The sequence below is a fragment of the Candidatus Paceibacterota bacterium genome, from assembly GCA_041661305.1.
Classification (GTDB): Bacteria; Patescibacteriota; Minisyncoccia; order Phycocordibacterales; family VMEP01; genus VMEP01.
On the sequence record JBAZUR010000001.1, the window covers coordinates 329,238 to 341,593 of the forward strand.

Annotated in this window: 15 protein-coding genes and 1 tRNA gene; 2 read left to right on the forward strand and 14 right to left on the reverse strand. The window is 39.9% G+C overall.

What is annotated here, in order from left to right; all coding sequences use genetic code 11:
• Nucleotides 1–96 precede the first annotated feature (96 nt).
• From WC724_01905 to WC724_01940, 8 genes are all read right to left on the reverse strand, one after another.
• Nucleotides 97–1,965, reverse strand: a complete 1,869-nt coding sequence (locus tag WC724_01905; protein MFA6077754.1) for an ice-binding family protein — start codon at nucleotides 1,963–1,965, stop codon at nucleotides 97–99.
• A 25-nt stretch (nucleotides 1,966–1,990) separates the two neighbouring features.
• A complete protein-coding gene (locus WC724_01910) occupies nucleotides 1,991–3,313 on the reverse strand; it encodes an ice-binding family protein (GenBank protein ID MFA6077755.1) in 1,323 nt (440 codons plus the stop codon).
• Nucleotides 3,314–3,519: 206 nt separating this feature from the next.
• Nucleotides 3,520–4,023: a response regulator gene (locus WC724_01915; GenBank protein MFA6077756.1), complete on the reverse strand. Its 504-nt coding sequence runs from the start codon at nucleotides 4,021–4,023 to the stop codon at nucleotides 3,520–3,522.
• Between the two features lie 35 nt (nucleotides 4,024–4,058).
• Nucleotides 4,059–5,840, reverse strand: coding sequence for an ATP-binding protein (locus WC724_01920; GenBank protein ID MFA6077757.1), 1,782 nt, complete (start codon nucleotides 5,838–5,840; stop codon nucleotides 4,059–4,061).
• Nucleotides 5,841–5,847: 7 nt separating this feature from the next.
• Nucleotides 5,848–6,231, reverse strand: coding sequence for a response regulator (locus WC724_01925; protein ID MFA6077758.1), 384 nt, complete (start codon nucleotides 6,229–6,231; stop codon nucleotides 5,848–5,850).
• A 128-nt stretch (nucleotides 6,232–6,359) separates the two neighbouring features.
• Nucleotides 6,360–7,049: a fibronectin type III domain-containing protein gene (locus tag WC724_01930; protein ID MFA6077759.1), complete on the reverse strand. Its 690-nt coding sequence runs from the start codon at nucleotides 7,047–7,049 to the stop codon at nucleotides 6,360–6,362.
• A 143-nt stretch (nucleotides 7,050–7,192) separates the two neighbouring features.
• Nucleotides 7,193–7,537 (reverse strand): YtxH domain-containing protein, encoded by a 345-nt coding sequence (locus WC724_01935; GenBank protein ID MFA6077760.1) that lies wholly within the window; start codon nucleotides 7,535–7,537, stop codon nucleotides 7,193–7,195.
• A gap of 6 nt (nucleotides 7,538–7,543) precedes the next feature.
• The gene (locus WC724_01940; protein ID MFA6077761.1) at nucleotides 7,544–7,840 is read right to left on the reverse strand and encodes a hypothetical protein; all 297 of its coding nucleotides are present in this window, start codon (nucleotides 7,838–7,840) and stop codon (nucleotides 7,544–7,546) included.
• Nucleotides 7,841–8,075: 235 nt separating this feature from the next.
• Between WC724_01940 and WC724_01945 the strand changes: the two genes are divergently transcribed.
• The gene (locus WC724_01945; protein ID MFA6077762.1) at nucleotides 8,076–8,591 is read left to right on the forward strand and encodes an RNA polymerase sigma factor; all 516 of its coding nucleotides are present in this window, start codon (nucleotides 8,076–8,078) and stop codon (nucleotides 8,589–8,591) included.
• Between the two features lie 77 nt (nucleotides 8,592–8,668).
• Entirely contained in the window at nucleotides 8,669–8,803 is a 135-nt protein-coding gene (locus WC724_01950) for a lmo0937 family membrane protein (GenBank protein MFA6077763.1), read from the forward strand.
• 173 nt (nucleotides 8,804–8,976) lie between these two features.
• Here the strand turns inward: WC724_01950 and WC724_01955 are convergent.
• From WC724_01955 to rpmE, 6 genes are all read right to left on the reverse strand, one after another.
• Nucleotides 8,977–9,048 (reverse strand) — tRNA-Thr (locus WC724_01955).
• Nucleotides 9,049–9,183: 135 nt separating this feature from the next.
• The gene (locus WC724_01960; protein ID MFA6077764.1) at nucleotides 9,184–9,573 is read right to left on the reverse strand and encodes a hypothetical protein; all 390 of its coding nucleotides are present in this window, start codon (nucleotides 9,571–9,573) and stop codon (nucleotides 9,184–9,186) included.
• A gap of 20 nt (nucleotides 9,574–9,593) precedes the next feature.
• Nucleotides 9,594–10,178, reverse strand: a complete 585-nt coding sequence (tsf, locus tag WC724_01965) for an elongation factor Ts (GenBank protein MFA6077765.1) — start codon at nucleotides 10,176–10,178, stop codon at nucleotides 9,594–9,596.
• A 36-nt stretch (nucleotides 10,179–10,214) separates the two neighbouring features.
• Nucleotides 10,215–10,931, reverse strand: coding sequence for a 30S ribosomal protein S2 (gene rpsB / locus WC724_01970; protein ID MFA6077766.1), 717 nt, complete (start codon nucleotides 10,929–10,931; stop codon nucleotides 10,215–10,217).
• 87 nt (nucleotides 10,932–11,018) lie between these two features.
• On the reverse strand, nucleotides 11,019–12,008 hold the full coding sequence (locus WC724_01975; protein MFA6077767.1) for a PCRF domain-containing protein: 990 nt from the start codon (nucleotides 12,006–12,008) through the stop codon (nucleotides 11,019–11,021).
• A 54-nt stretch (nucleotides 12,009–12,062) separates the two neighbouring features.
• On the reverse strand, nucleotides 12,063–12,296 hold the full coding sequence (rpmE, locus tag WC724_01980; GenBank protein ID MFA6077768.1) for a 50S ribosomal protein L31: 234 nt from the start codon (nucleotides 12,294–12,296) through the stop codon (nucleotides 12,063–12,065).
• Nucleotides 12,297–12,356 lie beyond the last annotated feature (60 nt).

Below are 12,356 nucleotides of genomic sequence, written 5' to 3' on the forward strand. Positions count from 1 at the left end.
GATTTAATCCTAAGGCGACATCCGTATCAAAACGGAACCATAAACATAAACTTCACAGTACACTTTTTAATCCTTCGCCAGAAATCTGGTGAGTATTTAAACCGTGCGCTTTTTTAAGACCACCTTGAGTGTAGTTGAGACCAATGCGATAACCCCTATCAATGTGGCAACAAACCATAAAGTATTTCCTCTTTCTGGTGGGAACCCTGCGTTAGGAAAACCAACGGTTGCTCCTAGAACTTCAGGTACAACAACTGTAGCCGATGAAAAATCGACGGCTGTTAAGCCATTGGCGTAGCCCACGGCTGTGCCTATATTTGTCGTTGTTTGAGTAATATTTGTCTGACAAGTAAACGACCATGTTTCGTTACTCTCAAGCAAGTTATTACTGTTGATGTCTCCAGGGTGTCCCGTAACGCGTCCTGGTAGACCAGTACACTTGTCGTCGGTAATGCTGACGTTCGACAATGGCGCTGTTCCTGGATTAGTTACTGTATACGCATAAGTGACAGCTCCTCCGCCAATCGGCAAAACTGATACGCTTGGCTTTTTTACTAAATGTATTAATGGTGGTGTTACAGCCGAACCAACAACGACAGTTGCATTCGCAGTGTCATATGTGTCCCATCCGTTATAGAAACCACGAGCAGTTGCTGTGTTTGTTTCAGTTTGAGAAACTGTTTTAGTACAACGGTATATCCATGCTTCAGACAAGTCGAGCCACGAGTTATTATTTGTATCTCCCGAAACAAAATTTACCTGACTACACTTGTTATCCTTAACCCATACATTACTCATCGCAACTGGACCTATATTTGTTGCTGTGTAAGTGTAGTTGACTACCCCAGCACCAAGAGGTAACGCAACAGGACTTGGTATTTTTGTAATGTTAATAAGTGGCAATGGAGAGAAGGTGCTACCGCCCGTAGATGATGGTGTTGGAGGTGGTGGTGTATCTGTGTTGGTAATAGTACAAGTTTTACTATCGCCCAAAGCAAGAGTCACGCTGCCACTTGAATTACAGTCTCCGCTAAAAATTGCTGTATATGATGGGTTCACGTTTTCGCTCACCACATAAGTACCAGCTGAGAGTGAGTAGGCGGTCCCTGGTGTTACAGCTCCAAGCTGTGGACTACCAGAAACATCAACACCCGCACTCTTCACATGTATTGTAAAGTCAGAAGAAACGGCCGTCCCTCCACTCGTGTTAATGACAGTCTTAATAACACGGAGAGTGGTTGGCACAGTAATTGTGTTTGAGTCAGTTGTAACGGTATGACCAAAAGCCAACACTCTTCCTAAGAGGTGTGCAAAATGCCCCAAAGTAACCCCTGTAGAGCCGAGAGTATCGGCAATTATATTACCAACAAAGGTTGGTGTCGGTGATGTTGCAGAGTTCGCTCCAATTGAGGCAAGCCCTGTTGGTGTCCAAAACACATCTGAAGCGCTCGCACCATTTATCAAAACAACCTTGGAGTTAGCTCCTGTTGTAAGCGCACCACCTGATCTGAAAATATATGTCCCAGGACCATCGAGGGTCACAGTGGTACTTAGTGCTATATCCATTGTCCCACTACTAGAGTAACAACCTGGAGTATATGTTCCAGACAAAACAACGTTGGCACCAAGAGATGTACACGCCTGACTATTTAAATTTGCCAAAGCCGTTGATTGAGCCGCCCCATTTATACATGGCACAACAGCTTGGCTTAGTGGCGTAACGGTAATCCCATTAATTGATATCGGAGCTGTGTCTGGTGGTGTGGTATAACAAACATTTCCATTAATAGCTGTCTCAAGTCCAGCATTCAAGGAGTTTGTCCAAGTATCAGAAACAATACCGAATGTACTGGCAGTACCAAGTGTTGGTGTAGATGCTGCGGAAACGACAACGGGATTGGCAAATCCTGCAACAAACGCGACTGCTACTGCGACTGCTATTAAATTGTTTTTGAGTTTTTTCATTTTTTTATAATATTTAATTATTGCTTTAATAATGCTCACTTATAAATCCGCGTGTTATTGTTCCAAAATTTCCCAAAGCCGGACTAATCCCTACCCTTGCTTGAAATTCAGCCAAAGCCTCACGAGTCAAGACTCCAAAGTAAGACGTGGCACCAACTCTAGACAGAGCCACAGCAGCCGAACCTTTGTTTTCTGAAATCAAAAACTGTTGAAGAGCTAATACATCACTACCTCTACCACCCTCCCTAAGGTTGGCTGTAATTGCTCGGACTTCTTGTCCAATGCCACGGGAAGAAGCTCCGGGGATACAGGCAGTGCCCGTTGTTATGCTGAATTTATTTCCCGAAAAACATCCTGAGTCATTCATAGTGGTCACACTTGAAGAAACGCAATTGCGACCAGTTGTTATGCTAAATTTATTTCCAGAAAAACATCCAGAGTCGGTTTCGTTAACTGAAGATTGAGTTGTATAGGTTGTAGTTACAGATGAAGCTGGGGTTGCAGGCACAGCAGGTGTAGCAGAAACCGTAGGAGTCACTGTTGTAACAGCTGGAATTGCTGGTGTAGCGGGAGTAGTGGAAATAGAAACCGAAGGAATATTAACGGAATTCGCATCAAGAGTAACCGCGGTCTGTGCAAGTGCTCTACCATTTAACGTTGCGCCAGTATTCAGCACAATCGCTGTCTGGTCCAAAATATTTCCATTAAAAACGGCTCCTGTGCCGATAGTTGTCTGACCTGCTACTACCCAGAAAATATTACTGGATTGCGCTCCTCCACTTAAAATAATTTTAACGTTTGAACTAATCTCAAGATTCTGTGCTATCTGAAAAATCCAGACATCATTCGCACCACCTGAAATGGTAACGTCAGATGGTATTGTTACGCCTGTACCCCATTTGTATAATCCGGGAACAAGTGTCATTCCGCCTATGTTTCCGGCACCTAATTCAGTCGCGGTAGGATTTGTTCTACCCGCACCGTCAGTGTAGGCAGTTTCCATATTACTGATTGAGGTAGTCATATTAGATGGTGTTGGAACAGCATAATCAGAGGCATACACTTTCCCGGTAACTTGTACTGATGTAGAAAATGCTGATGCAGAAGGAAGAATCAACCCGAATCCGGTTATAAGTGTTGCGGCTGCTGGACTAACCCCAATATCACCAACAACTAAAGTGGTGCCTGTAGTCGATATTCCAGATTTTGCCAAAATAGCAAAATTTCCAGCTGACCCAAGATTAATCACTTCAGGTCCTGCTGCAAGCACAGCTATTGGCGCTGTTCCTACAAAAACAAGGGAGACAGCCAACGCTACTGCTGATAAGTTTTCATTAATTTTTTTCATATATTATTTTTAAAAAAATGCTTTATTGCTTATTAAATTTGCACCATTTTTTTATTTCTATTGTTTAAAATAGTTATCTTACGCAGTGATGCCGTTTTAAACGGAAAACCATTACAGTTAATTTTACAGTTGATTTTTCGTGGCCACATAGAAAAACAGACCTTGGGCTAGGCGTAAAATTAGCCCTTTAGCAAAAGGTTAATTTATTACTTAAATGATTTTAGTAATAAATTTATATCTTCAATGATTTCATCAAGACGATGGTTAGATTTAACGTAATACTTGCTTACACCGGAATCAATATATGACTTTATTGTTTTAGGACTTGCGGCATTAGAAACAACAAAAACGGGTATTTTATTCCACCTTCCACCGTTTGCTTTAAATTTTTTAACAAAAGCAAGACCATCTTCTTCTCCTAGGAGATGATGGTCGAGCCAAACCGCATCAACTCTCTCCAAGCTTTCGATATATTTAAGAGCTTGTTCAATACTGAGCACAGTAATCGCCTTAGGAGAATTTTTTTCGAGTTTTGCATTAAAAGCTTCTTCAACACTCCGAGCAGAGATAACTCCAAAACCGCTTTTCTCAAGTTTTGCGTTTATCACCTCGAGCAAAGGTCGATCATCTTCTATAACCAAGATTGTTTTCTTTTTACTAGAAATATCTTTTTTTTTGCTGTTAATTTCTTTTAAAGCTTTTTTAATCATGTGTTTTTGTATACTGAGTTATGAATATTGATAATTTATTTTGCATACCTATTCCCCCTTTTTTTAGCTCCTAGTAATGGTAGTGTTACATAAAAAGTAGTACCGCTATCTCCTACCCCTAAAGATTTAAACCAAATCTTTCCTCCAGAATTTTCAACAATAGATTTTGCAATATAAAGACCGAGCCCTGTTCCATCAGTATCCTTATTTCTAACATTATCTGCCCTAAACAACTTGGTGAATATCTTGTCTTGTTGATTCTTTGGAATGCCATAACCTGTGTCGAGAATTTTTAAAAGAATATTTCCTTTCCCTGACCAAGAAAGAGACATTGCAATTTTTCCTCCATCTGGTGTGTACTTCACAGCGTTTGATAAAATATTTTGCACCACCATTCGCAAATGCTTTGGATCTGCCTGTATAACTCCGACATTCTTCTCTGAAGAGAAAGAGAATGATATTTTTTTTATATTAATCTGTGGTTTTTGTTCATCTATGACACTTTGAGCAAGTTTACTTATATCTACTGATTCTGGTTCGACGATAAACGTACCGAGTTCCAAAGAAGAAACGTCTAAGAGTGCATTTACCAACTCAACCATGCGTTGATTACTTTTATAAACCTCATCAAGATATTTTTTTTGTTTATCATTTAATTCTCCTACGTCACCCGCCAAAAGCATTTCAGCATACCAATTAACAGTAGATAACGGCGTGCGAAGCTGGTGACTAGCAAGAGAGACGAACTCCGTCTTAGCTTTATCTATTTCTCTCTCAGATGTTATGTCCCTAAAAATTTTAATTGCGCCTATCACCTTTCCTTTGAGAATAACGGGGGTCGCCATAACAGACATGGGAAATTTTGTTTTATCCTTTCTCCTATAATAATAAGTGGAAACGGAGGTAGTTGTGTTATCGTCCAAAATTGTTTTTGCCTGATATTGCTCTAAAAAAACAAGAAATCCTTTTTCGTTCTCAAGGAGAATAGTATCGGAAAAAATTTTTCCAATAGTCTCCTCTCTCTTTTTGCCAAACAGCTTTTCGGCTGTTTTGTTCATTATTATAATAATTCCCTTCTCGTCGGTAACAAGAAGACCGTCACCAATTGACAGTAATATTGCTTCCTCTTTCACTCTAGCCATTTCTAAATCTTTAGTACGCTCGAGAACTTTATGTTCTAGTGTTTCGTGTGATTTTTTAAGCTTTTTAGCAATCACCGCGAGTTTACGTCTAGCGTCTTCTTTTTCCTTTGCTGTTACGGCGAGTTTACGTCTAACGCTTTCCCTCTCCTCAGCTGTTGCAGCAAGTTTAGTGGCTGTTACCAAAAGATTACGGCGAACGTCTTCTTTCTCTTCGGCGGTCACTGCGAGTTTACGGCGAACGTCTTCTTTCTCTTCGGCGGTCACTGCGAGCTTCCCTGCTGTTATTGCTAACTTCGCCGCAGTTACTACTAGTTTTGCGGCTGTAACTTCTAGTTTTCTTCGAACAACCTCTTTTTCTTTTGCTGTTGCAGCGAGTTCTTTTGCTGTGACAGCTAATTTTTCTGCTGTTATTTCTAGTTTGCGCCGAACAACCTCTTTTTCCTTTGCTGTTGCAGCGAGTTTTTCTGCTGTTGCAGCGAGTTCTTTTGCTGTTATCTCTAGTTTACGTCGAACAATTTCCCTCTCCCTAGCTGTTGTGGCAAGTTTCTTGGCCGTCTCGGCGAGCTCCTTTGCCGTTATCTCCAGTTTACGTCGAACAACCTCTTTTTCCTTGGCTAGAACCTTAAGGTTTCGAATTATTTCATTGGATACTGAGGTTATAACTTTTTTTTTCATAAAATTTTTAAATTTCCAGTATTTCTTCTATTTTCTTCACAATAGCATGGAGCTTCCAGTCAGATTTTATTAAATAATGTGTTAATTTATGAACTAGTAAATCGTCTACAAACTGTTCGTTGGGGCCACTTAAATTGGTTAAAATAATAATTGGCACCTTCTCTCCCCATTTATCTTTTCTGATGTTCTTTAAGGCCGTTATGCCGTCCATTTCAGGCATAATAAGATCGAGTAAGATAAGGTCTGGGTGTTTTGAGAGCGCCAAAACCACACCTTCTTTTCCATTTCTAGCCTCAATTGATAGAAAATTTTTAATATGAAGAATATCAACTATTGCGCTGCGGAGACTTTTTTCATCCTCGATTATTAGTATCGTTTTTTGTTTTTTCATAATATTTTCTCTATACACATGAGCCGAACAAGAACGAAAACCATTACAACAAAACAAAGAGGGCGCAAAAAAACCTTTTTGGTAATTTTCCAAAAAGATTTTTTTGTTTAACCTAAATCTCTCCAATACTATTGATTAGTATAAAAAGAAGAAGGTGGGGTTATACTTGCGTTGTTTGACGAATCTAGTACTTCAACCAAGTAATAATACCTAGTATTTGGACTAAGACCGTTTATGTTTACGTTATGATACGTTTTTGAGGCGCCATCATATTGTGCCAAGATACCACTTACACCAGGCTCAACAGAATGAATGCCGGTCTGGTCAAAGGTGTTACTTAGCATAATTGGTGAAGTGCTGTAGTAAACCTTCCCACGAGCCAGACTGTCGGTATTCCAACTGACAGAGGCACTTGTATTAGTGGTGGTGATGTTTAAGCTGGTAATAAGTGGTGCAACTAAGTCTGCCCCAACACTTATACCACCAACCATCTGAGCATTAAGGACCGAAAGCGTTATCGGACCAACTCTACCGACAGTATCAATGCCGTTACGCGCCTGGAAATTCGATACGGCAGACTTTGTTAGAGGACCAAAATACCCAGTCACGAGACCTTGGGGGTAAATAGTTTGATCCAAAGCCAAGAATGTCTGAAGGGCGGAAACATCCGACCCACTCATTCCAATTTCCAACTGACGGTTTAGCGTTTCTGCTTGCGCAAACAAAGGCGTGCTGATAATTACTGCTGCTGACAAAATTATTCCCGCCTCCAAAAGAAAGCGATTCAATATTTCTGTGTAATTTATAGTTTTAGACATATTTTTTTTATTATTGTTATTAATTTAAGCTTCTAAATAATCGTTCGACCTGAAAACTACCCTCACTACAATAATTGCCGTTTATATATCTAACCGATTACAGGTTGTACTGATTAAAAAATAAATAAACTAGCAAATTAATGTTACAGATGCTTTTTAATATGGTTCCATGAACGCTTTGCCTCCTTAACAAGAATCTTTTCTTCTGCAATGGAAAGTTTTTTTGCTTTGGCATATTTCTTAACACTTTGATCAACAAGAGTGTTGTATTCTGACTCGCCAAGATTTTTTAACTTCTTCACTTGCGGTGCCATATAACGATAGAAATCTCCGGAAAGTTTCTTGATATCAGTTCCTATTTTCTTCCCTGCTTCTGACGTTATAAGTATTCCAGCCACAACACCGAGCACTGCCCCTACCAAAGCCCCTTCTAAAAGTTTTCCACTATTTCCTTTTGTGTTTTTTTTATTAACTATTTTTTTGTTCATTTTTTATTATTTACTATATTTCTTATTAATTACTTTTACACGACCTTCCTTTACGTATTTTGACGGACGCTTCCTAAAAAAATATGAAAGTACTGGCAGTTCTGAAAGTCTTTCTAGGGCTTCGCTTATCCTCTCCCCCACTTCCGACGAAACATTAGTAATGTTGTCGGAAATCTTTTTAAGATCTTGGGCTACGCTTACTAGGTGATACGCAATAACAGTCATCAAAACTCCAACTACCATTACGGCCAAAGAAATTGTTAGATTGAAAACTATTTCGGAGAAAATAAGTACTGTTTCCATGTTAACAATGCCGACCAAACCGCCTACTTGTTACACTTGATATAATCAACACAACGTGGTACTATTTGGGTAAGATATTCTATTCCACTGGGTGCCATGTAATGTCACACAGCTATCGTTTCCACAAAAAGAACTGGCCCGCAACCAAACACGACAACAAACTCAGTACCCGTCGTAATCTTGATGTAATGAAACAAACCAAGAAACGTCATAGGTTGTAACTACTTAAACTAAAATGAATAAAAAGGAAACAGCCCAACAACAAAGAGCGCTAACTTTAGCGCATGGAGAATACGAGAAAGGTCTTAACTCGCATGCGTTTTTTAAAACGCATAGCCATGAGATTGGCGAGGATTTAGTTCAAGACACCTTCATGAAGACGTGGGCGTATCTGGTTAAAGGGGGAAAAATTGATGTGATGAAGGCCTTCCTTTACCACGTCCTAAATAATCTAATAGTAGACGAGTATCGCAAACATAAAACAACTTCTCTTGATGTTCTCACGGAAAAAGGTTTTGACCCAGGAAACAATGACTCAGCAGAACTTCTTGCAAATGCACTAGACGGTAAGGCGGCGCTTTTACTAATACAACTACTCCCAGAAACATATCGAAAAGTTATGAACATGAGGTATGTGCAAGATCTTTCACTTGAAGAAATATCCATCCTAACCGGAAAAACGAAAAATGCTGTTGCTGTTCAGTTACATCGTGGCCTTGAAAAATTTAAAATACTATATGGCCACGCCTAATTTATATTTTTACAAATATCGTGTAATGAATTAACTAGGGACACGTCATTAGTGTATTACCGATAATTTTTTTAAATATGCTTCAAACAACTATAATCGTTTTACTCATTCTCTGGTTACTTGGCTTCAGTTTTAATCTAGGTGGCGACCTTATTCACACACTCCTTGTCATCGCAATCATTGCTTTTATTGTTCGCTTACTTTCAAATTAAACTCTTCGTTAGAATTTCATTACAACAAAAAACTAGCACAATTTGTGCTAGTTTTTTGTTGTAAATTTATTGGAGCCGCCTCTCGGATTTGAACCGAGGACCCTCGCTTTATCCCGGTAGTAAAAATTATTTACAACGGGACAAGCAAACGCTAATTCTGTTCACTCCATCAGAGCCGCCTCTCGGATTTGAACCGAGGACCCTCGCTTTACAAAAGCGACGCTCTACCACTGAGCTAAGGCGGCTCTGATGGAACCAACTGCCTGCCCCGTAGCGAGTCTTCTCTGCTACTGGGGAGCTAAGGCGGCTAATGCAATCACTAGGCTTGTTTGCCCAAACATTTTTACACACAAAATGTTTTAGAGCAATTGTCTAAAAAACTACTTCAATTCTCCGTTACGGAAACTATCCCTATGATTGGATATATCCTTAAGAAAAAATGAAGCTGACCCCCTTTCTCCATCTTCTCCGCTAACTGGCGGAATAGACATCGAAAAGTGTTCTACTCTCTCTTCAATAAACTTTTTCGCTATGTGATAAAAGTTTATTGAAATTCGAGAAAAAGCAGATGACATCTTTTGTAACTTACCAAGGATAAATGCTGAAAAACTTTCCCAGGCTTTTTCCCATTCAAACACCGACAAAAGATCTTCAACTCTACATTCTTCACCACTTAATATTTTACCCCTCCTAATGCTCCACACCCTAAAAAGAACCATCCCCGAGATGGCGGAAGCAAAAACCAAAGAAAATATAGCCGGTAAAATCATATATACCTATGTCAATAATACTACCTAACTGTGGAAAAACGTGCAAAGCGTGCAATTTCAATACGCTCCCCAAATTTCTGAACTGCCTCATCCACCAATGCTCCAACAGTAACATCACCATTCTTTACAAAAGGCTGTTCAAGTAGAGCCCTCTCTGCAAAGTATGTATTTAATTTACCCAAAACAACCTTCTCCTTAACAACAGGATCATTCTTACCAGCAGCTAGAGCCTCTTCAGTAAATACTTTTTTTAAGTCTTCGATAACTTCCTCGGAGATATCCTCACGTCGAACAAACTCTGGATTTGCTGCCGCAACATGCATTGCAATGTCATAGGCAAGTTTCTTAAACTCTTCGTTTTTTGAAACGAAGTCAGTTTCAGAAGAAAGCTCAACCATTGAACCAACAGAACCACCTAAGTGAATGTATGACTGAACAGTGCCAGAACCCAAAGTCCTGTCACCTTTCTTTCCGGCAATATCTTTACTTTTTCTTTTTAAGATTTCAATTGCCTTTTCTTTGTCTCCCTCTGCTTCCTCGAGAGCTTTTTTACACTGCATAACGGAAACACCTGTTATGTCGCGCAATTCCTTAACTTGATCCATTGTTACCATGGTTTTAAAAAAGAACTTATGAGTAAATTATTTAGCAACCTCTTCGCGCATCGATACCCCTTCTTGGTATGCATTCACGATGCTTTCAACAAAAAGTTTAATACTTGAAGTTGAAGCGTCGTTACCAACAATAGGATATGTAACCACTGAAACATCACAGTCAGAGTTTGAGACACTGATAACTGGAACTTTAACGTTTTTGGCTTCGACGATTGCAATGGCTTCTTTTTTAGAATCAATAACAAACATTGCACCAGGCATACTCTTTAGAGAAATCAAACCAAAGAAATATCGGTTGAGTCTTCCGAGCTCTAAGTCGATAATAAGACGTTCCTTTTTTGTATAACGTGCAATTGTACCTTTTTCTTTTTCGTCATTAATTTGCAAAAGTCTTTCTACTCGCTTTCTAATTTCTGAAAGATTAGTCAAAGTTCCTCCAATCCAACGCTCTGTGACAAAAGGCATATCGATTGATTGTGCTGCTTCTTTAACAATATCGCGAGCTTCTGGCTTAGAACCAACAAAGATAATCTGCTTGCCTTGTTTTCCAAGCTCTCTGACAAAATCACAAGCTATCTCAAGCATTTCACTTGTTTTATCAAGATCTATGATATCAGCGTGATTTTTTGAACCTAAAAGTGACTTTTTTATTGATGGGTGACGTCTTGTGCGGGAATAGCCGAAATGAGCGCCTGCCTTAAGTAGCGCTTCCATGCTTGGTATTTCTTTAGTATTTTTCTGCATATTTTAAAATTATTATCCCACCCCACCCATATATAGAGGGTTAGAAGTTCATATACTAACAAAAAGGCTTATTCTAAGCAACCCGTATTAGTCTTCGTCTTGTTCTCCCTCCCCTCCACTAGGAATCACCCCGTTAAACCCCTCAAACGTCCTAATTATCGGATCTAAGCCCCCAGCGAGTATTCCCTCGATATTGTGCCATGTCTGCTTGATACGATGGTCGGTGACACGATCTTGAAGAACATTATACGTGCGAATTTTTTCTGAACGGTCGCGAGTTCCAATCTGGCTCTTTTTTTCAGCAGAAAGCTTATTAAACTCTTCTTCTTCTTTGAGCATTGAGAGGCGCGCGGAAAGCATTTCAAAAGCCTTCTCGCGATTTTTCAACTGACTTCTCTCGCTCTGGCAACGCACCGCAACCCCTGTTGGTTTGTGAATAAGGCGTACAGCCGTTTCAACTTTATTAACGTTTTGCCCACCAGCACCACCGGAACGAGAAAGTTCCATCTCCACATCAGCCGGAGATATTGTGTATGAAAAACGAGTACGAATCGGTAAAACCGAAACAGATGCTGTTGACGTGTGCACTCTACCTGATTTTTCCGTTGCAGGAATTCTCTGCACTCGATGAACCCCGGTTTCAAACTGAAGCGCTTCATAAGCTCCCTTTCCTTTTACTTCAAACGAAACTTCTTTATATCCACCAAGTTCACTTCGCGATTCATCAAGTCTAGTCACAGACCAATTACGAGATTCAGCATATCGCTGATACATAATAGAAAGCTCTTCCGCAAAAAGTGCAGCTTCTTCTCCCCCTACACCCGCATACACTTCTAAAATGGCACCGGTTGGTTTTGCCACCTCCTCCTTCTCTGATTCAAAGATTGTCTCAATCTGCTTTTCGATTATTTCTTTTTGCTCAGAAATTCTTTTTAACTCCTCCTCTGCAATTTCGCCCATGGAAGAATCGCTCTCAACCATAGAGTTTATCTCTTCCTCTTCTTTCAGTAATTGCTCAAACTGAGTCGCCAGATAAGCGGTCTTTGAGTTCTTCTTCCAGTTTTCAAGATCCTGCATAGTGGTAGAAAAAGAAAAAACAGCAATTGCATCGCTGTTTTTCCGTTTTATTATCTAAGACTTTTTAACTGCTTTCTTAGTAGGTTCTGCGGCTGCCTTGCGCTTTTTGAAACGCTCAACACGTCCGGCGGTGTCGATAACCTTTTCGTTGCCAGTATAGAATGGGTGGCAAGCACTACAGATTTCCACCTTAATTTCAGGCAAACCAGAAGAAACGACGTAAGTCGCTCCACAGGCGCAGGTAGCCTTAATTTCGTCGTTATATTTTGGGTGAATCTCTTTCTTCATAAGCCTGTACTTTACTAGAAAGTGTTGAAATTTGCAAATGTTCATTTCTTCTCTATTTTT

What these genes read in the sequence shown, in the direction of transcription:
- rpsB (MFA6077766.1), bottom strand. Translation starts at nt 10,931, where the DNA reads ATGCAGAAAAATACTAAAGAAATACCAAGCATGGAAGCGCTACTTAAG.
- WC724_01915 (MFA6077756.1), bottom strand. Translation starts at nt 4,023, where the DNA reads ATGATTAAAAAAGCTTTAAAAGAAATTAACAGCAAAAAAAAAGATATT.
- rpmE (MFA6077768.1), bottom strand. Translation starts at nt 12,296, where the DNA reads ATGAAGAAAGAGATTCACCCAAAATATAACGACGAAATTAAGGCTACC.
- WC724_01960 (MFA6077764.1), bottom strand. Translation starts at nt 9,573, where the DNA reads ATGATTTTACCGGCTATATTTTCTTTGGTTTTTGCTTCCGCCATCTCG.
- WC724_01910 (MFA6077755.1), bottom strand. Translation starts at nt 3,313, where the DNA reads ATGAAAAAAATTAATGAAAACTTATCAGCAGTAGCGTTGGCTGTCTCC.
- WC724_01940 (MFA6077761.1), bottom strand. Translation starts at nt 7,840, where the DNA reads ATGGAAACAGTACTTATTTTCTCCGAAATAGTTTTCAATCTAACAATT.
- WC724_01935 (MFA6077760.1), bottom strand. Translation starts at nt 7,537, where the DNA reads ATGAACAAAAAAATAGTTAATAAAAAAAACACAAAAGGAAATAGTGGA.
- WC724_01930 (MFA6077759.1), bottom strand. Translation starts at nt 7,049, where the DNA reads ATGTCTAAAACTATAAATTACACAGAAATATTGAATCGCTTTCTTTTG.
- tsf (MFA6077765.1), bottom strand. Translation starts at nt 10,178, where the DNA reads ATGGATCAAGTTAAGGAATTGCGCGACATAACAGGTGTTTCCGTTATG.
- WC724_01975 (MFA6077767.1), bottom strand. Translation starts at nt 12,008, where the DNA reads ATGCAGGATCTTGAAAACTGGAAGAAGAACTCAAAGACCGCTTATCTG.
- WC724_01920 (MFA6077757.1), bottom strand. Translation starts at nt 5,840, where the DNA reads ATGAAAAAAAAAGTTATAACCTCAGTATCCAATGAAATAATTCGAAAC.
- WC724_01950 (MFA6077763.1), top strand. Translation starts at nt 8,669, where the DNA reads ATGCTTCAAACAACTATAATCGTTTTACTCATTCTCTGGTTACTTGGC.
- WC724_01905 (MFA6077754.1), bottom strand. Translation starts at nt 1,965, where the DNA reads ATGAAAAAACTCAAAAACAATTTAATAGCAGTCGCAGTAGCAGTCGCG.
- WC724_01925 (MFA6077758.1), bottom strand. Translation starts at nt 6,231, where the DNA reads ATGAAAAAACAAAAAACGATACTAATAATCGAGGATGAAAAAAGTCTC.
- WC724_01945 (MFA6077762.1), top strand. Translation starts at nt 8,076, where the DNA reads ATGAATAAAAAGGAAACAGCCCAACAACAAAGAGCGCTAACTTTAGCG.